Source organism: Brevibacillus gelatini (assembly GCF_003710935.1).
In the GTDB taxonomy this organism is placed as follows: Bacteria; Bacillota; Bacilli; order Brevibacillales; family Brevibacillaceae; genus Brevibacillus; species Brevibacillus gelatini.
Genome location: NZ_RHHS01000018.1, coordinates 15,323 through 38,641, shown reverse-complemented (window position 1 = coordinate 38,641; position 23,319 = coordinate 15,323). Strand labels below are relative to the sequence as shown.

The 23,319-nt window shown below is 51.5% G+C and carries 22 protein-coding genes; 16 read left to right on the top strand and 6 right to left on the bottom strand.

The features are described from left to right. The first annotated feature begins 54 nt into the window (after window positions 1-54). From EDM57_RS08700 to EDM57_RS08690, 3 genes are all read left to right on the top strand, one after another. The gene (locus EDM57_RS08700) at window positions 55-1,293 is read left to right on the top strand and encodes an MDR family MFS transporter (protein WP_122904383.1); all 1,239 of its coding nucleotides are present in this window, start codon (window positions 55-57) and stop codon (window positions 1,291-1,293) included. Between the two features lie 370 nt (window positions 1,294-1,663). Beyond that, window positions 1,664-2,839: a bis-aminopropyl spermidine synthase family protein gene (locus EDM57_RS08695; RefSeq protein WP_122904382.1), complete on the top strand. Its 1,176-nt coding sequence runs from the start codon at window positions 1,664-1,666 to the stop codon at window positions 2,837-2,839. A 46-nt stretch (window positions 2,840-2,885) separates the two neighbouring features. Continuing rightward, window positions 2,886-3,242, top strand: coding sequence for a DoxX family protein (locus EDM57_RS08690; protein ID WP_122904381.1), 357 nt, complete (start codon window positions 2,886-2,888; stop codon window positions 3,240-3,242). Between the two features lie 30 nt (window positions 3,243-3,272). Here EDM57_RS08690 and helD read toward each other — a convergent pair whose 3' ends face one another. The 5 genes from helD to EDM57_RS08665 form a co-directional block, all read right to left on the bottom strand. Next, the gene (gene helD / locus EDM57_RS08685) at window positions 3,273-5,639 is read right to left on the bottom strand and encodes an RNA polymerase recycling motor HelD (protein ID WP_122904380.1); all 2,367 of its coding nucleotides are present in this window, start codon (window positions 5,637-5,639) and stop codon (window positions 3,273-3,275) included. Between the two features lie 307 nt (window positions 5,640-5,946). Next, window positions 5,947-6,564, bottom strand: coding sequence for a DUF6143 family protein (locus EDM57_RS08680; protein WP_122904379.1), 618 nt, complete (start codon window positions 6,562-6,564; stop codon window positions 5,947-5,949). 156 nt (window positions 6,565-6,720) lie between these two features. Continuing rightward, window positions 6,721-7,095: a DUF423 domain-containing protein gene (locus EDM57_RS08675; protein WP_122904378.1), complete on the bottom strand. Its 375-nt coding sequence runs from the start codon at window positions 7,093-7,095 to the stop codon at window positions 6,721-6,723. Window positions 7,096-7,230: 135 nt separating this feature from the next. Then, entirely contained in the window at window positions 7,231-7,809 is a 579-nt protein-coding gene (locus EDM57_RS08670) for a hypothetical protein (protein ID WP_122904377.1), read from the bottom strand. A 62-nt stretch (window positions 7,810-7,871) separates the two neighbouring features. Continuing rightward, a complete protein-coding gene (locus EDM57_RS08665) occupies window positions 7,872-8,567 on the bottom strand; it encodes a hypothetical protein (protein WP_122904376.1) in 696 nt (231 codons plus the stop codon). A gap of 583 nt (window positions 8,568-9,150) precedes the next feature. Here EDM57_RS08665 and EDM57_RS08660 point away from each other — a divergent pair. The 3 genes from EDM57_RS08660 to EDM57_RS08650 all read left to right on the top strand — a co-directional run bounded on the left by EDM57_RS08660 (window position 9,151) and on the right by EDM57_RS08650 (window position 13,803). Further along, window positions 9,151-10,572, top strand: a complete 1,422-nt coding sequence (locus EDM57_RS08660) for a SpoVR family protein (RefSeq protein ID WP_122904375.1) — start codon at window positions 9,151-9,153, stop codon at window positions 10,570-10,572. A 137-nt stretch (window positions 10,573-10,709) separates the two neighbouring features. After that, window positions 10,710-11,651, top strand: coding sequence for a 3-hydroxyacyl-CoA dehydrogenase family protein (locus EDM57_RS08655; RefSeq protein ID WP_122904374.1), 942 nt, complete (start codon window positions 10,710-10,712; stop codon window positions 11,649-11,651). Window positions 11,652-11,820: 169 nt separating this feature from the next. Next, window positions 11,821-13,803, top strand: a complete 1,983-nt coding sequence (locus EDM57_RS08650; RefSeq protein WP_122904373.1) for a methyl-accepting chemotaxis protein — start codon at window positions 11,821-11,823, stop codon at window positions 13,801-13,803. 79 nt (window positions 13,804-13,882) lie between these two features. On the opposite strand, the gene EDM57_RS08645 is transcribed toward EDM57_RS08650, so the two are convergent. Continuing rightward, entirely contained in the window at window positions 13,883-14,143 is a 261-nt protein-coding gene (locus EDM57_RS08645; RefSeq protein ID WP_122904372.1) for a hypothetical protein, read from the bottom strand. Window positions 14,144-14,300: 157 nt separating this feature from the next. Here EDM57_RS08645 and EDM57_RS08640 point away from each other — a divergent pair, with 157 nt between their 5' ends. The 10 genes from EDM57_RS08640 to EDM57_RS08595 all read left to right on the top strand — a co-directional run bounded on the left by EDM57_RS08640 (window position 14,301) and on the right by EDM57_RS08595 (window position 23,302). Continuing rightward, window positions 14,301-14,627, top strand: a complete 327-nt coding sequence (locus EDM57_RS08640) for a hypothetical protein (RefSeq protein ID WP_122904371.1) — start codon at window positions 14,301-14,303, stop codon at window positions 14,625-14,627. A 143-nt stretch (window positions 14,628-14,770) separates the two neighbouring features. Next, window positions 14,771-15,472: a TerC family protein gene (locus EDM57_RS08635; RefSeq protein ID WP_122904370.1), complete on the top strand. Its 702-nt coding sequence runs from the start codon at window positions 14,771-14,773 to the stop codon at window positions 15,470-15,472. A 2-nt stretch (window positions 15,473-15,474) separates the two neighbouring features. After that, the gene (locus tag EDM57_RS08630) at window positions 15,475-16,347 is read left to right on the top strand and encodes a LysR family transcriptional regulator (protein WP_122904369.1); all 873 of its coding nucleotides are present in this window, start codon (window positions 15,475-15,477) and stop codon (window positions 16,345-16,347) included. A gap of 202 nt (window positions 16,348-16,549) precedes the next feature. Then, window positions 16,550-17,635, top strand: a complete 1,086-nt coding sequence (locus tag EDM57_RS08625) for an AbrB family transcriptional regulator (protein WP_122904368.1) — start codon at window positions 16,550-16,552, stop codon at window positions 17,633-17,635. Window positions 17,636-17,962: 327 nt separating this feature from the next. Continuing rightward, entirely contained in the window at window positions 17,963-18,175 is a 213-nt protein-coding gene (locus EDM57_RS08620; RefSeq protein WP_122904367.1) for a hypothetical protein, read from the top strand. 502 nt (window positions 18,176-18,677) lie between these two features. Continuing rightward, on the top strand, window positions 18,678-19,661 hold the full coding sequence (locus EDM57_RS08615; RefSeq protein ID WP_122904366.1) for a ubiquinol oxidase subunit II: 984 nt from the start codon (window positions 18,678-18,680) through the stop codon (window positions 19,659-19,661). A gap of 23 nt (window positions 19,662-19,684) precedes the next feature. After that, window positions 19,685-21,655, top strand: coding sequence for a cbb3-type cytochrome c oxidase subunit I (locus EDM57_RS08610; RefSeq protein WP_122904365.1), 1,971 nt, complete (start codon window positions 19,685-19,687; stop codon window positions 21,653-21,655). Window positions 21,656-21,657: 2 nt separating this feature from the next. After that, a complete protein-coding gene (gene cyoC, locus EDM57_RS08605; RefSeq protein WP_122904364.1) occupies window positions 21,658-22,260 on the top strand; it encodes a cytochrome o ubiquinol oxidase subunit III in 603 nt (200 codons plus the stop codon). A gap of 1 nt (window position 22,261) precedes the next feature. After that, a complete protein-coding gene (cyoD, locus tag EDM57_RS08600; RefSeq protein ID WP_122904363.1) occupies window positions 22,262-22,576 on the top strand; it encodes a cytochrome o ubiquinol oxidase subunit IV in 315 nt (104 codons plus the stop codon). Between the two features lie 156 nt (window positions 22,577-22,732). Continuing rightward, window positions 22,733-23,302 carry an FAD-dependent oxidoreductase gene (locus EDM57_RS08595; RefSeq protein ID WP_122904362.1) on the top strand — a complete coding sequence of 190 codons (570 nt, stop codon included), beginning with the start codon at window positions 22,733-22,735 and terminating at the stop codon, window positions 23,300-23,302. The last annotated feature ends 17 nt before the right edge of the window (window positions 23,303-23,319 follow it).

The window sequence follows — 23,319 nt, the reverse complement described above, 5'->3', positions numbered from 1 at the left end:
GGAACCAGACTCATCCGCTCGGGGTGGGTCAAAAGAAGGCAGGGAGAACAAAAGATGGGCAAGTGGAAAAAGGCTTTTGCGGCGTATCATCCGATTGTGCATTTGCTTATGGCGGAAACGGTATTTGTCAACCTGATGCAAATGATGAGCATTCCATTTTTGGCGATTTATCTCAGCGAAACGACGACGCTCACGCCTGCCTACATCGGGCTGATTATTGGGGCCGGGCCATTGGCCGGGACATTTGGCGGTTTTCTGGGCGGGATTTTATCAGATTTGTTCGGGCGGCAGAAGCTTATGGTGCTCTCCATGCTGTTGATGGCGGCAGCGTTTGCGGGGTTTGTCTTTTTGGTGCATCCGCTTTTGCTCCTGCTTGTCAGCCTGTTGCTTGGGTTGGCTGCGTCGTTTTACGGCACTGTGTCGAAGGCGATGATGGCAGATTTGACACCGGAAGAAAAACGGTTTCGCGTGTTTTCCAATCGCTATTTGGCGATTAACCTGGGGGTAGCCATAGGCCCGATGCTGGGGGCGATTTTGGGGATTTCCGGCAGCGGACTTGCATTTATGCTGGCGGCATGTTCTACGGTGTTGTTTGCGCTCGTGCTTTGGATCGCCTGCAAAAAGTATCAGGTGTCCGCTTATGCAGCTGCCGATCAGAGCGCAGAAAAAGCGAGCTTGCCGCAAATCTGGAACGTGCTGAAACAGGATGTTGCTCTGCTCGCGTTTGTCGTGGGGGGAATTTTGCTGGTAACGGTACACGGGCAAATGTCTGTTACGCTGTCCCAGTATTTGCGTGAAAATATGGCAGAAGGCGTGGCGCTGTTCGGGGTGATGATGAGCGCCAACGGCTTTACCGTGCTGCTGTTGCAGGTGCCGTTGACAAGGCTGGTCGAGCGCTACTCCCTGTTTTCGCGGATTGCCGGGGGAGCTGCGCTGATGGCAGTCGGCGAGCTGGGCTTCGCTTTTTCTGCCACCTGGGGCTGGTTCGTGGCGGCGATGATCGTGTTTACGTTGGGTGAAATCCTGATTGTGCCAGCCGAGTACGCGCAGATCGACCAGATCAGCCCGGCGCATATGCGAGGCACCTACTACGGCGCACAAAGCGTCAGCACGCTGGGCAGCTTTCTCGGGCCGTGGGCAGGAGGGATAGTGCTTCAGGCTTACGGCGGGCCGCCGATGTTCATGCTGATGGCCGCGATTGCCATGTTTAGCGTCGTGTTTTACTGGCTGGGCCGCAGGCTGCACGAACAGCGGTGTGCGCAGGACGGTGTGGGGAGGAAGGCCGTCAGTTAGGGGCAAGGCTTAGGATTGCCATTTTTCATTTCATGCGATAACATAATAGATAACTCTTTTCAAAAGGGGAAATGTTGATGTTGGTGCGTGTTCTTAACTAGGCGAATTGGATAAGGTTCTCCTCTGTTTTTGCAGCAAAAAAGCCACGAATTTGCTGGTTTTCTTTGTGCTGCCAAAAAAAGGGAGAACGCCATTGGTTAAGAACATCGGTCATCCACCTACCCAATCTCATCGACTGCCGGAACCGTGCTCTTTGGCGCGGTTTTTTTGTACAGGAAAGGCCAAGGCAGAGGGGAACCATTGTGTTCTTCTCTGCTTTTTTTTGCGTGGGAGAGGGGAGGAATCATCCCTTATGAGAAGAGGTTTACTCATGTGTAACTATATCGACGAAACTTATCAAAACGTACAACTGCAAGAAGGACCAAGCGTAATCGAACAGTTTCTGATCCATTGTTATTTCCAGCCGGGAATGCCGACCAAAGAAGTGGCGAGAAAACTCATGCTGCCCGTTCCGGTTGCGACGGCGATCAAAAAAGAGCTGATCCGGGCCGGGGCGCTGCAAGCGACAAACGGCCTGACTTGCACCGAAGACGGCCGGGCTTACACGGAAAACGTACTGGGCTTCGGCGGGCTGGACCGGAAGCTGTTCGACAGACTGATGCAAGATAAAGCCGCCTGGAAAATCGAGCTGTCCGGGCTGTACCAGGAGCTGCAACAAATTATGTCGCGGCGCCCGCAAGTCAACGTGCAGCTTGACCAGGCAAAGTGTACGGCAGAGACGAGTCTGCGCCGGGCGATTCTTTGCCTGCGCAGCCATGCGCTCATCGGCAAAAACATACTGTGTGTGGGCGACGACGATTTGGTCAGCGTCTCGCTTGCCTTGCTGCTCAAACGGCTGTTTCCGGGGAAGAAAGCAGTCTCCGGGCGAATCGAGGTCGTCGACATTGACGAGCGCTTTTTGCAAGTCATTACGGACGTCGCCAAGCAGTACGCCTTGCCGATCCGCTGCCATCGTGCCGATTTGCGCAAGCCGCTGCCAAAGGAGCTGCATCAGCAATACGATTGCTTTTTCACTGACCCGCCGTATACGCTGCAAGGGATGTCGCTGTTTTTGTCGCGAGGGATCAGCGGCTTGAAAAAGCGCAAGGGACTGCCGATTTTCCTGTCCTTTGCGCACAAGTCTCCTGATTTTACGCTGCGCATGCAACAGCAGTTCGTGCAAGCGGGTGTGACCGTCCGCGAGGTTATCAGCCATTTTAACGAGTACGAAGGGGCGCAAATGCTGGGCGGAAAAGGGCAAATGATTGTGCTTGCCACCACCGAACAGACGACGCCAATCGTGGAGCACGCCTTCACAAAACCGCTTTACACCGGAGAAGAGGTTCGTTCGCAGCGTTTGTATCGTTGCAAAAAATGCGCCCAAGTCAGCAAGGTCGGGGCTACGGAAAAGATCGCGACGATTGAAGGATTGAAAAGAAAAGGCTGCCCGCGCTGCCGTCATACCCGCTTCGAGTTGCTCGCTCGCCGTACTGCCATCCGCGACTGATTGTCCGGCGGATGGCATATGGTTAAAAGAGAGGGGGGACACGACGATGGCCTACGAAAAAGCGTTCACGGTCCTGCGAATGGCTACCGGTTTGCTGTTTTTGCTGCACGGACTGGCAAAGCTGCAAAAAGGGATGGGGGCGGTCACACAAATGTTTGGCGATCTCGGCCTGCCGTGGTGGCTCGCCTATCTGGTGCTTGCGATTGAGCTGATCGGCGGACTTGCCTTTTTGCTCGGCATCGGGGCGAAATACGCAGCCTGGGGGCTTGCGGGGGTCATGGCAGGAGCGATTGTGACAGTGAAGTGGAAGCAAGGGTTTATCGGTGGATACGAGCTGGACCTGATTTTGCTCGCGGTTACGATCTGTGTCGGTCTCAAGCAGACAAAAGCAAGACCCGGCTAAGCGAAACAGTCGCTGCCGGGTCTTTTGCATTTACTGCTCCGTCTCCAGATGCTCGTAGCGATCGGCGGGTACAGCGGCGAGAAAAGGTGTTTTTTCCTGGAGGTAGTACAGGTGCAGCTCGTGCATGGCCCGTGTACAGGCTGTGTAAAACAGCTTGCGCTCGCTTTCCTCGCGGTAGCTTGCAAATGACGCGTCGTAAATGATAACCGCGTCGAACTCGACTCCTTTTGCCAGGTATGCCGGGATGACGAGACAGCCAGTATCGTAGGAGAGGGTCGAGGTCGTAATCAACTGGAGCGGCATGCGGCTGGCCAGACGTTCATGGGCTTTGGCGGCTTCCGCGGCTGTTTTCGTAATGACGGCAATCGTCTTGTGTTCGTTTGCCAAAAGTTTTTGGATGCGCTCCACAATCCGGTCGGCAAGCTCGTCGTGGCTGTGAACCTTCGTCACAGTAGGCAGCCGTCCAGCACGGTTGAAAGGTTCGATTTGCTCGCCGCCGTCCACCAACTGCCGTGTGAACTGCACGATGGGCAAGGTCGAGCGGTAGCTTTTGGTCAGGACAAATGTCTCCGTCTCCTGCGGGTCAAACAGCGCTGCGACAGTGGCAAAGCTTTCGTTGTGGGACGCATGCGCGTAGATCGCCTGGTTCCAGTCGCCGAGCACGGTCATTTTGGCGCGCGGAAACAGGTTCTTGATGAGGGCAAACTGGAAGGCCGAGTAATCCTGGGCTTCATCGAGGAAAACGTGGCGGACGAGATTGTTCGTCTGCTTGCCTTCCAAACGTTCCTGCAAGTACAGGTAGGGCGGAATGTCCTCCTGGGCAAGCTGTGCCTGTTCGACTTGCGCCAGCGTCATGGAGCAGATCGCAGGCCACGCTTGCGGAATCAGGTGCTGCTTACCTGGCAGCAACTGGCTGAGCAGTTGGGGCTGGGCGTACAGCTTGAGATAAGTGGCCTTCACATCAATAAATTGCAGCGCGGCAATAAAGTCGCGAATCGGCTGAAAATGCTGCTTGACGATCCGTTTTGCCAACAGCTCCTGCTCGCGGCCAAAGTCGTCGAACGTATCCTCGCGAAACTGCTTTTTGCGGCGCAATTGCTGGTACGCGGCCGCAAATGCGTCTTTATCCAGCAGCTCCATTTCGTCCTCAACCCACGGCTGTGTCCGTTCACGCTGTTCCAGTTGCTTTACTTCCGCAAGCAACGTGCGCGCCACCAGACTCATCCGGTTCGGGATCGGCAGGGAGGTGTCCAGCGCATAAAACAGCTCGTGGATGTGTGCAGCGGAAATGAGCGTCCGGTTGCGGAACATAATCGGGCGAAACACAATTCCTGCCTGCATCAGCCGGTTCGCGTACTGATCCATGGCCCGCAAAAACAGCGCGGACGATTTGAAGCGGATGGCAGCCAGACGTGCTTCGTATTCAGGCTGGTCTTTTGCTGTCAGCACGTACTCCATCTGCTCCAGCGGGTTTTCCAGGCGAAAGACGTCGCCAAGCCGATGCTCGGCGTACTCCTGAAAAGTCGTCTGCTGCATGTTTTCCTCGCCAAGCTCCGGCAAAACCGTCGAGATGTAGCTGTTGAACAGCGAGTTGGGGGAGAACAGGACGATCTGCTCCGCAGTCAGCGTCTTGCGGTAGCGATAGAGCAAATAGGCGACGCGCTGCAGCGCCGCAGACGTTTTGCCGCTGCCGGCCGCACCGGAGACGATCAGCAGGCGGCTTTTTTCGTTGCGGATGATCCGGTTCTGGTCACGCTGGATCGTTGCGACGATGCTGCGCATTTGCGAGTCGGCTTGCTTGCCCAGCACTTCCTGCAGCAGCTCGTCGCCAATTGTCACCCCCGTATCGAACATGTGCAGCAGCTTTCCGTCGCGGATGATGTATTGCCGCTTGCACGTAATCTCGCCAAAGACGACTCCGCTCGGCGTATCGTACTGGGCAGGGCCCGGCGAATAGTCGTAGTACAGGCTGGAAATCGGGGCGCGCCAGTCGTAGATGAGAAATTGCTCGTCGCTTTTGTCCAGCAGCGAGGCGATACCTAAATAAATGCGTTCGGAGTGAGGCTCCGTTTCTTCACGAAAATCAATCCGGCCAAAATAGGGAGAGCGCAACAAACGCTGCATGGTGCGCAACTGACGCTGGGCATGACGGTGGCTGCGCTCCCGCTCCGACAATACTTCAGCCTGCTGCTTGATGCTGACGTAAGTTTCAATCGCCTCGGTGGCATCCTCGAAGTTGACGGTCACATCGTCCCAAAAATGCTTGCGGATTCCGACAATATCTTCACTTACGACTTTTACCTGTTCTGTAAGCTCCGCAATCCGCCTGCTGATTTCTGCGACGACTACCTCAACCCGTTGTTGTTCGTTTTGCCTGTCTTGTTCAGTAGCGCTCATGGTACCGCTCCTTTTTCATTCCCCATTTTTTGATCTGAAGGTTTGACAAATGAAATCCAATGTGGTACTATTATATTGGAGATATAATGTACGGATTAATAAAGTCGACCTAAAGACCAATTTCCATTGTAGCAGACGGGAATTGGATTTTCAACTTGCGTGCGTGAAAATAATGGAGTCGATTGCGAAGACGGTGCAGAATGCATACGCCTTCGCTTTTTTGTTTTGGTTTGGGCAAAAAGGACCGTTGCTTGCTTGTCAGAGCGTATGTAACGGGAAAAAGCAGCGGGCTTTTTCCTTAATACGGTCATCCTTCATACAGGGGCTGTTCCCACCAGCTTACGCCAAAAGAAAAGGAAGTTTTTTCACCTGCATTCGGGACGCGCAGCACCATAGCCATGCCCGGAGCGATTACCCACTGTCCATGCGGCTCAGCTCCTGCCGAGGTCAGAGGGAGAATGATCCGCGTGGACGCAAAAACGCCATCCCGCTCGTCGTGAGCGTCCTCTGCTCCAAACATGATTTGCCCCTGGGCAGCAGGACAGGCTGCGAGCTGGATGTAGCCGGATGTCACCTGGCTCGACGTCTTCGCCCCGCTGATGCTGGCGGCTTTGCCAAACCAGGTGTGGGCTTCCATCGGCACGGGAGAGAAATTGGTGAGGAACCACTGGTTTACGTATAAAAGGACGCCGGAGCGCAGCGGGTTAACCAGCGAAGCAAAGCTGAGCTTGCCGTCCGAAACGTCCATTTTTTCCGTCTGCCCCATGTACGATTTGCACGGATCGGCCAGCGGGTGGGCGTAAGGGCTGTTCCGGTTCAAATGCGCCGGGGGAGGCGGCGTGGGGAAAGGAAAGTATCCCATCTGCATGTACATGTCAGGCAGGCTGTAATAGTAGGAGGGACGCGCATAAGGGGATTTCGTCATGATTTCCTCTCCTTCGCGGTTCAGTTAGTGCCAGCCCTACAGCATATGGCATACGTCCAGCGAGGGTGTCGCCGGGATGGCAAGACAGGACAATCCCGAAAAAGAAAAACGCCCAAACCAGCAAGAGTCGGGCGTCAGCGCGAAGCCAAGGATCTTTTACGAGACAACTTTCCAGGCATGGATGGCAAGCAGTGCCCAGCCGATGAGGAACAGTACGCCGCCTATTGGTGTAATGGCCCCGAGAACCTTGATCCCGGTCATTGCCAGTGTATAGAGGCTGCCGGAGAAAATGAGCGTTCCGGCGGCAAAGCACCATCCGGCCCAGGTAAGGCCCGAAGAGTCCGGGTACCATTTGAGCAACAGGGCGACAAGCACGAGTGCCAAAGCATGAGTGGTCTGGTAAGTCACTCCGGTATGGAAAATGCCGATTGAATATTCGTCCAGCTTTCCTTTCAGGGCGTGGGCGCCAAATGCGCCAAGCGCGACAGAAAGAAAGCCGCTCACACTGCCCAAAAGCAAAAACAGCTTCATGCGTGATTCACTCCTTCTGCGATCTCAACTGTGCATATATGTCCACTGCCATTGTACCGCACAACGCTGCGCCGTGCCCAATTGCAATTTGATGAACAGGATGCCGGACGGATCGTACAGACTGTGACAAGTTTTTCATCCTTGAAGCTCCGTTCCATTTCCTTTACCTTCTATTGCCTCCATTATGTACTTTATATGCTTAGCAACTCTATTGTATTGACGCTCGTATTTGGGTTGGAATCGAATCATTGTTTCGTAATACTTTTGGGCGGACTGAATCATTTCAGATAGAAATTCATCTCTTGGCAAATCAGCTACTACGCTTTCTTTTTTATCATATGAGTTTCGTATGGAAAAACGCACGAGATCGCCCCCGATTGTTTCTAATACGAATTCAATAGGATCAATACCATATTCTTCTACAGCTTTCCCTTCCCGAATGTATTTGCTCATCATATGAATATAGGAATACCATAATTCAATCCCTATAAAATCATGGGAGACAATGACGGAATCATTATATTGTATAGTTATACAGTATTGATTATAGAATTCTTCTATGTTGTGCTGAAAATCGGTCATTCCAGCTTCATCTTCTATATTTATAAAACAATCGGTTGGATAGGTAGATACAATCTGGTGTAAGTACATGTTTGGATGTTTTTTTAGCAGTTCCTTACGAGTTCTAACTAAATGTGTATTGATTTTCAACATTGTTTCGGCCCCCAAGATGAAGAGAGATGCTAATATGTTAGCACCTCTCTCTCTATAATTTTCTAATCTTCGTATTGAGCTTCGTTCCATCCATAAGGATAAAGAGTTATAACTTTACCATCGTCAATAACAAGTCGATATTCTTCATCTTGCCAAGTACCTCTCACAACAACCCGCTCATCATTTCTCAAAGCTCTCTCAATTCTAGTTTTATTTTGGTGTGAAATAACAGCGATCATATTCTCGATATCTTCAATAGTGATACTTGGGTCAAACATTGTATTTGTTCCTGATCCAAATCCAATCCCATAGTAATATTCTGGGTGATGCTTTCCAAGGATATGCTCTAATCCAAAATTTCGATTGCCGAATCTTAAATGGAATACTTCATTTCCAACTTTGTATTGCATCAGAGAAGTATTGGATGATGCATATCTTAACCCATAGTGTTCTTCAATTGCTCCCTCTACAATTTCCTCAGAAACCCACTCGTACGTTTTATAGCCTCTCCAAATGATAACACCGGCTCTGATAAGAATGGGGATGATTGGAGCGACAGAAGGTTTAATAGATTCTGTAGATTCCTCTTTTTCCATCTTCTCGATATTTGATATATTTTCCTGCTCATTGCTTTGGGTTTGCTGAATAAATGCTTTCTCAGGTTTAATTACGTTGTCCTTAGCAAATGCTGACGGGATCAAAGTAGAAGAAAGCAATACAGCAGATAATAATGTTAATATACTTTTCTTGAACTTCATAGTAACCTCCCAAATTCACAAATTAAATTGCTCAAAAAATGACTGGAAAACAAAGAACCTGCTATGGTGTGTTTGGCAATAGTAAATTCGCAAATTTTGTGAAGAGTATGCCTCTGCCAAGATGTCATTCACTATTTTTTGATTTGTATACAAATTTCAAGTAAAAAGGTGCGCCTATCCTGAAATTTTAAATAGACTCAGTGTATTTGTCAAATATTTATATTTATGTAAAATATTTATATTCTTACTTTTTTAAGAATCTAAAATCCACTGCGATAGTTTGGAATATAATGCTGCAAAGATGCGGTCAGACATTTTGAACTGATGATAGACGATACTACTATAATCCAAACATTCGACATCAAACGTTCTTGGGGAGCATGAAAGTCATCGCTCTTGCCAAATGCCAAACACCATCGTAAGGAATGGAACCATTCTGGGTACTTCACTCCCAGAAAGCGCGCTTTTCAAAAAACAGACCAACTTCAGCGAAAGACTGTTTTTTCCCAAGAACCCTGGCGTCTTTTCCCCATCAGCCCCATATATATAAAGTAGGCTTTTTGCGAATGGAGGGAGAAATGCAATGACAGGCGACGAACGCAAAGAACTGGAGCGAGCCATTGATGAGATCACGGAGATAGCCAAGGGGTTCAACCTTGATTTTTTTCCGATGCGATACGAGATATGCCCGGCGGATATTATTTACACGTTCGGCGCTTACGGAATGCCGACCAGATTTTCGCACTGGAGCTTTGGGAAGAGCTTTTACAGAATGAAGCTGCAATACGACCTGAACCTGAGCAAAATTTACGAGCTGGTCATCAACTCGAACCCGTGCTACGCGTTTTTGCTCGACGGCAACTCGCTGATCCAAAACAAGCTGATCGTAGCCCACGTGCTGGCTCACTGCGATTTTTTCAAAAACAACGTGCGCTTCTCGAATACAAATCGCGATATGGTCGAGAGCATGGCGGCCAGCAGCGAACGGATTCGCCAGTACGAGATCGAGTACGGCAAGGAAGCGGTCGAAAGCTTTCTGGATGCGTGTCTTGCGATTCAGGAGCACATCGATCCGAGCCTGCTTCGTCCCAAACTAAGATGGAAGCGGGAGACCGAGGAGCCAGCCAAAAAAAGCAAGGTCGAGCGCACATCGCCATACGATGATCTGTGGCGCCTGGACCGCGAGGAAAAAGTCGAGCCTGATCCCGCCAAGCAGGTGCGCAAATTCCCGCCCGAACCGGAAAAAGATTTGCTGCTGTTCATCATGGAGCACAGCGATGTACTGGAAGACTGGCAGCGGGACGTGCTGACGATTATTCGCGACGAGATGCTGTATTTCTGGCCGCAGTTGGAGACGAAGATCATGAACGAAGGCTGGGCGACCTACTGGCACATGCGCATTCTGCGGGAAATGGAGCTGACGGAATCGGAGACGATTGAATTTGCCAAGCTGCATTCCTCGGTCATCCAGCCGTCGCCGACGAGCATTAATCCATATCATCTGGGGTTGAAAATTTTCGAAGACATTGAACGACGCTGGGACAATCCGACGAAGGAAGAGCAGGAGCGTTACGGCCGCAAGCCGGGAGAGGGCCGCGCCAAAATTTTTGAAGTCCGCGAACTGGAGTCAGACATCAGCTTTATCCGCAACTTCCTGACGAAAGACTTGGTGAGCGATCTGGACTTGTACATGTTCGGCAAGCAGGGCAACGACTGGGTCGTGACCGATACACAGTGGGAGCAGGTGCGGGACGGTCTTGCCGGCGCGCGGGTCAACGGCGGCTTTCCGTATGTGCTTGTGCATGACGGAGATTATTTGCGCGCAGGCGAACTGCTGCTCAAGCATCACTATGAAGGACTGGAGCTGGATGTAAAGTACGTGGAGAAGACACTGCCCTACATTTACACGCTGTGGGGGAAAAATGTCCACCTGGAGACGACAGTGGAAGATCGGCAAGTGATGTTCACGTACGATGGCAAAAAGGTGCACCGCCGCTTTTTGTGAAGAAGAAAAAGCCGTACGTCCGGTTGAGACAGCAGCCGGCTGTGCGGCTTTTCTGCTGCGCCGGGCAGGATTTGGCTGCTGGTTGTGGAAATTTTCCGAAGAAAGTGCGGTTTACCTACTTCCCGGGAGGTTTTCACATGACAAAGCACGTAGCAGTAATCGGATCAGGAGTTATGGGGCACGGAATCGCCCAGGTTTATGCGTTGGCTGGCTTCTCTGTTTCTCTGTATGACTTGCAGGAAGAATTGCTGCAAAAAGCCAGGGCGAGCATCGAGAAAAGTCTGTCCTTGCTGGAACACGAGGGGGTCATTACCGAACAGGACAAGTCTGCCGCGCTGGAGCGGATCGTGCTGACTACCGATTTGCCACAGGCGGTAGCCGATGCAGATGTGATTACCGAAGCGGTGCCGGAAGTGATCGAGCTGAAGTGGCAGCTGTTTGCAGAGCTGGAACAGTACGCGAAGCCGGAGGCGATCATCGCTTCCAACACTTCCACGTTTTCGATTGCGCGGCTGATTGAAAAAGCGCAGTCGCCGCACCGTTTTATCATCACCCACTTTTTCAATCCGGCGCAGTTGGTTCCGCTGGTCGAGATTGTGCGCCACGAAAAGACAGCGGAGGAAGTCGTCGCGGCTACGGTCGGGCTGATGAAGCGGATTGGCAAGGCGCCTGTGCTGCTGAAAAAGGACATGCCGGGCTTTATCGCCAACAGGCTGCAGGCGGCCTTGATGAGAGAGGCGTTTCATTTGCTCGCGGAAGGCGTGGCCGATGCAGAGGAAATCGACACGGTCATGAAAGAAGGCATCGGGTTTCGCTGGGCGTTTGTCGGTCCGATCGAGACGGCCGACTTCGGTGGACTGGATACGTGGAAGCGGGTCATGGACAATTTGGCGCCAGAGTTGGACCAGTCGACAACGGCTCCGGCGATCATCGCCGAGCGCGTGGAAAAAGGCGAGTTGGGAACCAAAACAGGGACGGGCATCTACTCATACGAGCATATCTCCGTCGCAGAAAAGCTGCATGCCCGAGACGAGCAGTTCATTCGCCTGGCCAAGCTGAAAAAAAGCGGCGGGAACTAGAGCAGGGCACATCAAGGTCGGGGTTGATCCCGGCCTTTTTGGCGTTTGCACGAGCGGTTTACAGATTGCTCCTAAAAAATCTTGATCGAGTTACCGATATTAGTCATTAAGGCTTATAGCGAAAGACCTGCTTTAGCCAAATTTAACGAAGAAAGAGGATGAGCAACGATTGAAAAAATGGTCGCTAGAATGGCTCAAAAGCTTTAAAACAAAGCTGATCGTGACGTTTCTTTTGATTTTGATTGTCCCCTCCCTCATCGTTGGAGGTTTCTCATTCCAGCAAGCCAGGCAGGAAATTGACAAGCAAATCATGAAGAGTGCAAGCGAGAATGTCACGCTCGTCAACACCATTATCAGCAACACTTTCGAGCCGAAAATAAAGGATGCCGACTATTTGGCAAAAATCATCAGCAAGAGCATGTACACAGGCACTGACAGCCCGGAAGTGATGAAGTACCTCGATCTTTACATGGGATTGAATCCGGAATCGGCCAGCGTCATGCTGGGAACGACAGACGGCCAATACTACTGTTTGCCCAAGCAGGAAGTGAGCGCAGACTTTGATCCAAGGACGCGAGACTGGTACAAAATGGCAATGGCCAACAAAGGGAAAGCCATTATTACCGAGCCGTACATTTCGGCGATCACGGGAGAAGTTCTCGTGGCGATTGCAAAAGTGACGGATGACGGCTCGGGAGTCGTCGGGATCACGATGGGCATCGATCAGATCAATGAGGTCGCCGGCAGCGTAAAAATCGGCACCAACGGCTATGTGATTGTGCTCGACGGGTCGAAAAAGTTCGTGGTGCATCCGGAAGAGAAGGTTGGGGAAAAAGCGGAGGATAGCTTTTATGAAAACTTGTACCAGCAACAGACTGGTCAATTCTCCTACTTGCTGAAAAACCAGCCCAAAGTGATTCACTACCTGACGAACGAGATTACGGGCTGGAAAGTAGCTGGCACGATGTATAGCAAGGAGGTGGACGATGCCGCCAGTCCGATCTTTTCCCAAACGATCTGGACCATTGCTGTCTGTCTGCTGGTGGGCGGGGGGCTCGTCTTTGCGATTTTGCGGTCGATTATTGTGAGAATCGAACGGATCAAGGAGCATGCGTTGCGGGTCAGCCAGGGGGTTTTGACGGAGGCAATCGAAGTGCGGGCAAGCGATGAGATCGGCGAGCTTGGCCGTGCGTTTAACATGATGCAGGAGCAACTGCGTGCGCTCATTTCCGATGTGGAGGCGAGAGCCGAGCTGGTGGCGGCTTCCTCCGAGCAGTTGACGGCGAGCGCCCAGCAGACGAGCATTGCAACAGAGATGGTGACGACCGCCGTTCAGGAAGTGGCGGGGAGCGCGGAGAAGCAAAATGGTTTGATTGAGGGTAATGTGCATTCCCTTCAAGAGGTAGTGGAGGGAGTCGGCCAGATTACGCAAAGCGTTCAGGCGCTCTCCGATATTGCCGCGAAAACGACAGAGCAGGCGAACGAAGGCGGCATCTCGGTGGAGCAGGTTATGGGGCAAATCAACTCGATAAATCACTCGGTAGAAAAGTCCGACCAGATGATTCGATCCCTGTATGATCGCTCCAAGGAAATCAGCTCCATCTCGGACGTCATCAGCGGGATTGCCCAACAGACCAATTTGCTGGCGCTCAATGCCGCGATCGAGGCCGCACGCGCAGGCGAGCACGGAAAAGGCTTCGCTGTCGTCGCGACCGAAGTGCGCCTGCTGGCCGAGCAATCCCAGGAGTCGGCGAAGCAAATCTCCGAGTTGATCGCAGAAATCCAGAAAGAAACGCGACAGTCTGTAGACAATATGGAAAAGGTCAAACAGGATGTGGAAAAAGGCATGACGCTCTCCGAGGAGACGATCCAGAAGTTCGCCGACATCATCATGAGTACGGATCAAACGAATCCGCTCATCCAGGAAGTGTCGAGCATCGCCGGGCAGATCGCGGCTGCTGTCCAGGAAGTGACGGCAGGGGCAAACGAACTGGCTGTAATCGCCAGAGGCAATGCCGAAACCGCGGAGGAAGTAGCTGCTTCGTCCGAGGAGCAACTCGCCTCCATGCAGGAAATCTCTTCGTCGGCACAGGCGCTGTCCTCATTGTCCGAGGAACTGAGAGGGCTAATCAACAAGTTCACGTACAAATAGACAGGGAGCTGTGCCTCCTGCAAAACGAAACACCCCTTGCCCGTTTGAAGCGAGCAGGGGGTGTTTTTGACTCGAACAGCTACAGATCGCGAGCAATATGCGGCTTGCTGTAATGACTTGTGCCTCCGCCGCCAACCAGGATTCTGCCGCCTTTGCCGAAGATGAGCAATTTTCTTGAGCCATCTGACAAAAGCACGGTGATTTTCGCCCGGTTCGCGGTTGCGATATAGATGACATATCCGCTTCTCGATACGACAGTACGCCAGTTTCGGTCAAATTCCGAACGCAGAACCCGGTTGGAGTACACTTGATTTTCTGCGCGTGTCACTGTTTTTTTCATCTGCGATCAACACCTCCTGTCCCTTCACTGTATGCAGCAGCATGGCAATGGTGTGGACAAGTGTGCGTAGATAAGCCCCTATTTTGGTTGCGGCGGACTGGCCGACGTACTATGATAGCAGCATGGAAAGCAACAAGCAGAAATGAGGTATGCGCCAATGAATGAGCGTGTTACCAGCACGTCCAGTCCAGGCGTCCATCCCGAGTGTGCGAGGGCGATCCGCCAGCTTTTACAGATGCGAACACCAAAGCGTGCAGACTATCTGGCGCTCCGCACATACGGGAATGATCGCTATTCGTCCATGGGCTGGGAGGAACTGCAATCGTATATAAATGAAAAGACGGTAGTGATCGTCGAGCAGTTTGAAAACGAGCAAAACATCATGTCCGCACTGCGCTGGGTGGCGAGAGGACTGCCTGTCTGGCACGCAATCCGCAAAGTGAAGGCGGATTACTCCGTGTACGGGTACAAGGGGCAACGGTAGGCGAAGTCTGTCAAGTGGCAGACCTTTTTTTGTTTTTGGTAACATTTACGGCATAAAAGCGCGGACAAATCCGAAAAAAATACTGCACGGGAAAATGAAAAGGTCTATTATTGTCACTATCATCATCTTTGGGGGGAGCCATTATGACAGAATTCTTACTTAGCTTACTACAGATTATTATCGTCAATCTGGTCTTGAGTGGGGACAACGCCGTCGTGATCGCGCTGGCTTGCCGCAACTTGCGACCTGAGCTGCAAAAGAAAGCTGTTTTCTGGGGTGGCTTCGGAGCGATCGGGTTGCGGGTCATCCTGACCTTTATTGCCATTTGGCTGCTCCAGATTCCGTTTGTTCAGGTAATCGGGGGATTTTTGCTCATCTGGATTGCCGTCAAGCTGTTGAAGGGCGAGGAAGAGGAAAGCCACATTGGCGGCGGCACGAACATGCTGGAGGCGTTGAAAACGATTATTTTTGCCGACCTCATCATGAGTCTGGACAACGTCATTGCGGTGGCAGGGGCTGCGAACGGAAACATGCTGCTCGTCATCATCGGACTTTCCGTCAGCATCCCGTTGATTATTTGGGGCAGCCAGTTGCTGATGCACTTGATGAACCGTTTTCCGGTCATCGTGCTGTTGGGGGCGGCTTTGCTTGGGTACACAGCAGGCGAGATGATCGTCGGCGACAAAGTAGTCGGAGCGTTTCTGGAAGGGGTGTTGCCAGCGCTGCACATCATTTTGCCGGTCGCTTTGGCACTGGTGGTCATTGCTGTTGGCACGTACCTAAAGCGCAAGCATGAAAAAGCAGAGGAGGACCGCGTCGCACAAGACCACGCGGAAATACTGTAGCCATGGAATATCGGGACTGGTCCATTCTTCAGACGTTGTATCGGGAACAAAACATCACCAGGACGGCCAAAAGCCTCTACTTGTCCCAGCCTGCCCTGACCAAACGGCTGCGGCAGATTGAAAAAGAGTTCGGCGTGCAAATCGTCCAGCGCGGCAGGCGTGGCGTCCACTTTACGCCAGAAGGGGAGTATTTGGCGAGTTGTGCAGATGAAATGCTTTTGCGTCTGCGAAAAATCAAGGAGCACGTCGCCAATATGGGCGAGCAGGTGAGCGGCACGCTGCGGCTGGGCGTCTCCAACTATTTTGCCCACTACAAGCTGCCGGGTTTGTTGCGGCTGTTCAAGCAAGAGTATCCGCTGGTAGAGTTCAAGGTCTTCACGGGCTGGAGCAAAGACGTCTACCAGTCCGTGTACAACCAGGATGTGCACGTCGGTTTTGTGCGCGGCAATTACAACTGGCCGGATGGCAAGCTATTGTTGTTTGAAGAGAGCGTGTGCATCGTCTCCAAAGAGCCCGTCGATATAGCCGATCTGCCGAACCTGCCGCGCATCGACTACAAGACAGACCCGCTTTTGCAGGCGCTGGTGGACAGTTGGTGGGCTGAAAACTACTCTTCGCCGCCCCGGATCGGCATGGAAGTGGACAAGGCGGATACGTGCGGCGAAATGGTTGCAAACGGGCTCGGCTACGCCATCCTCCCTCGCCTGGTTGCAGAAGGCAAAGAAGACTTGCACCTGATCGAAATCAAGGATGCCGCGAACAAGCCTGTCAAGCGCAGCACCTGGATGTTTTACCACGAGGCTTCCCTCGAACTGCAAAATGTGAGGGCCTTCGTGAACTTCATGCAGCGCATGGACTATCCGCATTCGTATTAAACACAGCCAGAGCGAGCGGGCGATCCGCCGCAGACCGCTGCTTCGGGGCGTCTCGAAGGCAGCGTTTTTCTTTTTCTGCCATTCGCGCAAGGAATCGTCCGCGATAACGAATCGCTATTTTTCAGATGGCTTTTTCTGGCGTACACTGGAGGTACAGCAAGGAGCAACAAAAGCAACGTCAGACAAGAAAAGAGGGGTCCGCATGCTTATGCTTCGCATATTGCTCACGCTGCTGCTCGGTTCCGCAGGCGGCTGGCTGTTTGCCAACGTGCTGCACAGCCCGCTGCCGTGGTTGCTCGGTTCCCTGCTTGCGACTGTCGCGGCGACCATGCTCGGGGTGCAAAAGCTGTGGATACCGGGCTGGTTCCGCCAGGCAGGACTGATTGTGATCGGCATATCGCTTGGCCTGCGCATGACGCCGGATATTTGGCAGACCATGACAGATCATATCGGTTTGATGCTGATCGCCACGCTGCTGACTGTGCTCATCAGCCTGCTCAACGCGTGGATTTTTTACAAAATGGGCAAGGTCGATCGGGTTACGGCGATTTTCAGCAATATACCCGGCGGCCTGTCGGAAATGGTGACGATCGGTCAGTCTGTCGGCGGCAATCAACAGGTGATCTCGATATTTCACTCGCTGCGTGCGGTGACAATCGTTTTGTGCACGCCTTTTTTCATCTCCTGGCTGTTTGACGGGCACGCTTCGTCTGCGGCGGCGTTGTCGACTGGCAGTAACGTGCTGGAGTGGCTTCCGACCATTTTGCTTGTCACAGCCAGTCTGATCGGTGCGCTGGTGGCTGCCCGCTGCTCGATTCCCGCGCCGTATTTGCTTGGACCGTTGCTGATTGCCGCAATCGTTTCCCTAAATACACCGTGGACGGGCGAGAATCCGGCACTTGCCGGAGAGCTGGTCAAAGCCGCGCAAGTGTGGATCGGGGTCAGCATCGGGCTTGGTTTTCGCAAAGAAGACATCCGCAAGCAAAAGCGTTTTTTCCTGCTCGGCTCCATGCATGCGCTGCTTTTGTTTTGCATGGTGGCGGCGATGGCTGGAGGTTTGGCTTTTTTCGCCAACATGGAAGTGGCGACGAGCATTTTGGCGACGGCACCTGGCGGGATTGCCGAAATGAGCTTGACCGCGATGTCGATCGGGGCAGATCCGCTGCTTGTGACAGCCTTTCAGTTGTTCCGCGTCCTGTTTGTGCTCACACTGTTTTCCTTCGGCGGGCGTAGCTGGGGAAAACGGCATCGGGCCGAGGCGGCAGCGACTTTGGACAGAACCGCCTGACGCAAGCACACCGGAGGGCAGTTATAAAATCCGGCAGCACCAACCGAATACGAAAGCCTGCAGCCTGTTTGCGAGAGCGAAGCTGCAGGCTTTTTTTATCGGGACAGGCAAAAATCGTCTACGGATCAACAAAAAACGCCGCTTCACAAGTAAGACACAAAGGAAGAATATAACAACCCCTTGTCCAATAGGTTTGCGAAAAAACTTTTGACAAATTTTTAATAAAAAATTGAACAAAACATGAACAAAAAGTGAATTTTATGTTACAATAAGTTCAACGAAGAAAATGGTGCAAGGGAAAATTCTAAATGACAGGGGTTTTGAACCATGAATACAGATAAAAAAGCTGCTGATGTACTGAAATGGATTGCCTGGACTGCCATTGTGATCGGCGGATTGCTGATGGCGTTTACTGCAAGCGATTTCAGGGCGGATAACTTCCCGTTGATGGTGTCTATCGGATTTTTGATTGCAGGCATGAACATCTTCATCATGAGCACGGTGTTCCGCTTGCTGCATCTGCGCAAACAAGAAGCGTAACCGGATAAAGTCAACTTTATACATGAAACCTCTCATTTTTTCTAAATCATGATGAGAGGTTTTTGTTTTTCCGCAGCAGGTGCACACCAGCAGCCTTCTTTTGGAGCCGTTCCAAAGGGAGGCTTTTTTATTGAAAGTGAAAAGAGAAAAGCGCCATCGCAACATTTGGATATTATACCCAAATATGGGTTTGTATGTGTATACAAGGGGAATCCTAACAAGAATTTGAGCAACTAGTGTCCGCTTCGTGAACACTTTGTCACAGAAAAGCTACGAAATATTGAACGTCCGCAAAATGAAGTACAAAAGTTCTTGGTCTCTGCTAGTATGAATATGCGGTTAGCAGTGTGTTCACTGTCATTAAAAAAATCTCTGCTGAGTCCTGCTCGAAGATGGATTCCATCCTCTGCCGCAATAGACTCAGAGGGAAGGCGAACGCGAAATAGCGGACGCATCATCAGCTAGATGCTTGTTGTTTTGTGAAAGAGGAGGGATTAGGAGAATGAGTGGAGGAAAAATGCTAAGGCAAATCCACTTTTGGATCTTGGCAGTGGTAACTACCGTCCTGCTTTCAGGCTGTGGTAGTGAGTATCTTGTCTTGAATCCTAAGGGGCCTGTAGCAGAGACGCAGTACAATCTCATTATTATTTCTACGATATTGTGCGCCGTCATCATCGTTCCGGTTCTTGCGCTTACCGCTTTTATCGTATTTCGATATCGGGATAAACCGGGTAACAAGGCAGCATACAAGCCGGAGTGGGCACACAACACGGCCCTCGAAGCAATCTGGTGGGGAATTCCGGTGGTTATCATCGCGATCCTGGGGTACTTTACCGTTCGCGATACGTATGTGTTGAAAGAGTCTCCGAACAAAGAAGTGGCTCCCATGACAATACAGGTTACTGCATTGGATTGGAAATGGATGTTTACTTACCCTGAGCAAAACATTGCGACAGTCAACCATCTGGAAATTCCGGTTGGCGTACCTGTTCACTTCCAGATTTCTGCGGAAGCGCCGATGAACTCCTTCTGGGTTCCTTCTCTGGGCGGTCAGGTCTATGCGATGGCAGGAATGGCGACCGAGCTGTACTTGCAGGCAGACGAGCCAGGCGAATACGCCGGGTTCAGCTCCAACTTCTCCGGTGAAAAGTTCGCTCACATGCAGTTCAAGGTGGTAGCGAAGCCGAAAGAAGAGTTCGATCAGTGGGTCAAACAAGTAAAAGGCACCAGCCCGGCCATGACCAAAGAAGATTACAACGAGCTGAAAAAACAAGGATTGTCCGAGACAAAGCTGTACTCTGCCTTCCCGGAAGGCTTGTTTGAAGAGATTGTGGAACGATACAGCCATGGTCACGATATGGAGCATGTCATGCAAAAGCAGCCAGCTCCGACAGGTGACAAGGCAAACGAAACCTCGCAAGAGACTCAGCAGTCAACTGATATGAGCAACATGCATGGAATGGATCATTCCAGTATGAAACATTAGGAGAAAGGGAGGAGGAAAACCACGTGTGGGAGGACATTAAAGAATTTGCATCCACGTTCTTCGTAACTGGTGACCCGTTGATTTACGGTGCGGACGTATCGATTGTGCTCACAATACTCGCGATCGTGTTTGTCCTGACCAAATACAAAAAATGGGGTTGGCTCTGGCGTGAATGGCTGACTACCGTTGACCATAAACGGATCGGGATCATGTACCTGATTTCATCGCTTCTCATGCTGTTCCGCGGTGGGGTGGACGCCCTGCTGATGCGTCTGCAGTTGGCATTCCCGAATCTGGAATTCCTGCATGCCGACCACTATAACGCGATCTTTACCACTCACGGTACGATCATGATTTTGTTCATGGCGATGCCGATGATGTTCGGTTTGTTCAACATGGTCGTTCCGCTTCAAATCGGGGCGCGCGACGTTGCCTTTCCGTTTTTGAACGCACTCAGCTTTTGGCTGTTCTTCCTTGGTGCGATGCTGTTCAACCTGTCTTTTGTAATCGGGGGTTCCCCGGACGCAGGTTGGCTGTCTTATCCACCATTGTCGCAAAATGATTTCAGCCCGGGACCAGGGCAAAACTTCTGGATCTGGGGGATTCAGATCTCCGGTATCGGTAGTTTGGCAACCGGTATCAACTTTATCGTAACGATTCTCAAAATGCGTGCACCTGGTATGACACTTTCCAAGATGCCGCTGTTTAGCTGGTCTGTTCTGTCGTCCAGCATCATGATTATTTTTGCTTTCCCAATCCTGACTGTTACGATTGCGCTCTTGTTCCTTGACCGCTTTGCAGGTGCACACTTCTTCACAATGGACGGCGGCGGTAATCCGATGATGTACCTGAACCTCATCTGGATGTGGGGGCACCCAGAGGTATACATCGTAGTTGTACCAGCGTTCGGTATCTTCTCTGAAGTAGTGGCGACCTTCTCGCGCAAACGCATTTTCGGATACAAATCCATGGTGTGGGCGATGATGGTTATCGCGATTGCATCGTTCTTCACATGGGCTCACCACTTCTTCACAATGGGTACAAGCGCCAGCGTTATCGCCTTCTTTGCGATATCGACGATGGTCATTGCGATCCCGACCGGTGTGAAGGTGTTTAACTGGCTGTTTACGATGTTCCGTGGTCGGATATCCTTTAAACAGCCGATGCTGTGGACGATTGCCTTCATTCCGTGCTTCCTCGTAGGGGGAGCGACAGGGGTTATGCTGGCGGTAGCTCCGGCAGACTATCAGTACCATAACAGCTACTTCCTGATCGCCCACTTCCACCAGGTACTGATCGGTGGGGTTGTGTTCGGGTACCTCGCAGGTATTTACTACTGGTGGCCAAAACTGTTCGGCTTCAAGCTGGATGAGAAGCTGGGACGTTGGGGCTTCTGGTTCTGGAACATCGGTTTCTATATTTGCTTTATGCCGCAATACGCGCTTGGTTTCATGGGGATGACTCGCCGTTACTACACATACGGCTGGGATCGCGGTTGGGAAGACCTCAACCTCGTATCGACTGTCGGTGCGTTCATGATGGGGATCGGCTTCATTTTCCAAGTATGGCAAATCACTTACAGCATCAAGCACGGAGAACGGGATACGACAGGGGACCCATGGGATGCACGTACCCTGGAGTGGTCGATTCCATCTCCAGCGCCGTTCTACAACTTTGCTACCGTTCCGCAAGTGAAGGAAGCGGATGACTGGTGGGCAACAAAACAAGCAAAAGCTAATGGCACGTATAAACCAGAGCCGGTGCATTTGGAACCGATTCATATGCCGAAGAACTCGGGTATTCCGATCGTCATGTCGACCTTCTGGTTCTTGATCGGATTTGGATTGACCTTTGGATGGGTATGGATGGCCGTAATTGGATTCATCGGAGTTGCCGTGTGCATGTGGGTACGCTCCTTCCAATATGATACGGATTATTACGTACCGGTGGATGAAGTGCGTCGCACGGAGGCTTCACTGGGGAGGGTGTTGTAAGGATGGCTAATCATCACGACCATAGTCATGGCCACGACCATCATGAAGAACATGAGCAGCTAAAGGTTCTTGGCTTCTGGATTTTCGTTGTGACGGACTGCATTTTGTTCGGTACGCTGTTTGCCACTTATGCGGTAATGATGAACAGCTTTGCTGGCGGACCGACTGGAAAAGAATTGTTTGAAATGCCCGGGATCATCGCTTCGACCTTCATCCTGCTGACCAGCAGCTTTACCAGCGGACTTGCTGTGCTGGCGATGAACAAAGGGAAAGTAAATGAGCTGATCGCGTGGCTCGCTGTAACGGCTGCACTTGGTCTTGCCTTCGTCGTGCTGGAGGTAAACGAGTTTACGCATTTGGTGCATGAAGGAGCAACCATGGCCACCAGTGGCTACTGGTCATCCTTCTTCACCCTGGTTGGTACGCACGGATTGCACGTATCCATCGGTCTGTTCTGGATGGTCGGGCTGATGATGCAGTTGAAGCGCCGCGGCATTACCGCGGTGACTCGCCGCAAAATCACCAATCTGAGCTTGTACTGGCACTTCCTTGACGTTGTGTGGATCTTCCTCTTCACAGTCGTCTATCTGATGGGGGTGATGTAAGATGACACAACATCAAAACCATGGCGATCACAATCACGGGTCGCTGAAGTCGTACGTAATCGGCTTCATCCTCTCGATTGTGCTGACCATTATCCCGCTGGTGCTGGTTATGAACCAGATGATGGAGAAAACGGCTCTCGTCATTACGATTATGGTGATGGCCATCTTGCAATTCGTTGTTCAGTTGTTCTTCTTCATGCACATTCGTGAAGGGGAAAAACCGCGCTACAACGTACAGACATTGATCCTTGGCCTCGTGATCGTGTTTACGATCGTCGCAGGTTCCATCTGGATCATGATGTTCAACAAATACTAGGCACTGCCTATGGAAGAAAGCAAAAAGGCGTGAGTCAAGCAATTGGTTGCTTGTCTCGCGCTTTTTTATATGTTTACTTGCAGTCAGACCCTTTTCTTTTTTAAAACAAAGTATATAATAAAGTTGTGTAACGTATTTTGGAAAGGGGAGATTTCTTTGTTTGATATTGTGATTGTTGGAGCAGGTCCAGCGGGTGGAAGTGCAGCACTGTTTGCCGCGAAGGCAGGGAAAAAGACTTTGCTGATTGACAATGACAAGAGCATGACCAAACGCGCGTGGATGGAAAACCACTATGGCATCATGGAAATCTCAGGCCCTGACCTGATCGAGACAGGGAAAAAGCAGGCTGCCAAATTCGGGGCAGAGCTGGTGGAAGACCAGGTAATCAACGTGAAAAAAACCGAGCAGGGACTGGTCGTTGAGACAGCGGAAAAAGGCTCGTTTGAAGCGAAGCACGTCATCCTGGCGACAGGCGCGGTAGTGGCGCTTGCGGAAGAGATTGGCGTCAAAACGAAGGACGGAACGGAGCCGCGCATCAAGACAGTGGTAGATGTTGACGCACAAGGAAAAACGAACATAGAAGGCATTTGGGCGGCAGGCACGTGTGCTGGCGTGAGCGTACATACGATCATTACTGCTGGTGACGGGGCCAAAGTCGCGATCAACGTCATCAGTGAGTTGAATGGCGAGCGTTATGTCGATCACGATGTGTTGAAAACAAACTGAGTCGATGTTGCTGCACC

What these genes read in the sequence shown, in the direction of transcription:
- EDM57_RS08700 (WP_122904383.1), top strand. Translation starts at nt 55, where the DNA reads ATGGGCAAGTGGAAAAAGGCTTTTGCGGCGTATCATCCGATTGTGCAT.
- EDM57_RS08695 (WP_122904382.1), top strand. Translation starts at nt 1,664, where the DNA reads ATGTGTAACTATATCGACGAAACTTATCAAAACGTACAACTGCAAGAA.
- EDM57_RS08690 (WP_122904381.1), top strand. Translation starts at nt 2,886, where the DNA reads ATGGCCTACGAAAAAGCGTTCACGGTCCTGCGAATGGCTACCGGTTTG.
- helD (WP_122904380.1), bottom strand. Translation starts at nt 5,639, where the DNA reads ATGAGCGCTACTGAACAAGACAGGCAAAACGAACAACAACGGGTTGAG.
- EDM57_RS08680 (WP_122904379.1), bottom strand. Translation starts at nt 6,564, where the DNA reads ATGACGAAATCCCCTTATGCGCGTCCCTCCTACTATTACAGCCTGCCT.
- EDM57_RS08675 (WP_122904378.1), bottom strand. Translation starts at nt 7,095, where the DNA reads ATGAAGCTGTTTTTGCTTTTGGGCAGTGTGAGCGGCTTTCTTTCTGTC.
- EDM57_RS08670 (WP_122904377.1), bottom strand. Translation starts at nt 7,809, where the DNA reads ATGTTGAAAATCAATACACATTTAGTTAGAACTCGTAAGGAACTGCTA.
- EDM57_RS08665 (WP_122904376.1), bottom strand. Translation starts at nt 8,567, where the DNA reads ATGAAGTTCAAGAAAAGTATATTAACATTATTATCTGCTGTATTGCTT.
- EDM57_RS08660 (WP_122904375.1), top strand. Translation starts at nt 9,151, where the DNA reads ATGACAGGCGACGAACGCAAAGAACTGGAGCGAGCCATTGATGAGATC.
- EDM57_RS08655 (WP_122904374.1), top strand. Translation starts at nt 10,710, where the DNA reads ATGACAAAGCACGTAGCAGTAATCGGATCAGGAGTTATGGGGCACGGA.
- EDM57_RS08645 (WP_122904372.1), bottom strand. Translation starts at nt 14,143, where the DNA reads ATGAAAAAAACAGTGACACGCGCAGAAAATCAAGTGTACTCCAACCGG.
- EDM57_RS08640 (WP_122904371.1), top strand. Translation starts at nt 14,301, where the DNA reads ATGAATGAGCGTGTTACCAGCACGTCCAGTCCAGGCGTCCATCCCGAG.
- EDM57_RS08635 (WP_122904370.1), top strand. Translation starts at nt 14,771, where the DNA reads ATGACAGAATTCTTACTTAGCTTACTACAGATTATTATCGTCAATCTG.
- EDM57_RS08630 (WP_122904369.1), top strand. Translation starts at nt 15,475, where the DNA reads ATGGAATATCGGGACTGGTCCATTCTTCAGACGTTGTATCGGGAACAA.
- EDM57_RS08625 (WP_122904368.1), top strand. Translation starts at nt 16,550, where the DNA reads ATGCTTATGCTTCGCATATTGCTCACGCTGCTGCTCGGTTCCGCAGGC.
- EDM57_RS08620 (WP_122904367.1), top strand. Translation starts at nt 17,963, where the DNA reads ATGAATACAGATAAAAAAGCTGCTGATGTACTGAAATGGATTGCCTGG.
- EDM57_RS08615 (WP_122904366.1), top strand. Translation starts at nt 18,678, where the DNA reads ATGAGTGGAGGAAAAATGCTAAGGCAAATCCACTTTTGGATCTTGGCA.
- cyoC (WP_122904364.1), top strand. Translation starts at nt 21,658, where the DNA reads ATGGCTAATCATCACGACCATAGTCATGGCCACGACCATCATGAAGAA.
- cyoD (WP_122904363.1), top strand. Translation starts at nt 22,262, where the DNA reads ATGACACAACATCAAAACCATGGCGATCACAATCACGGGTCGCTGAAG.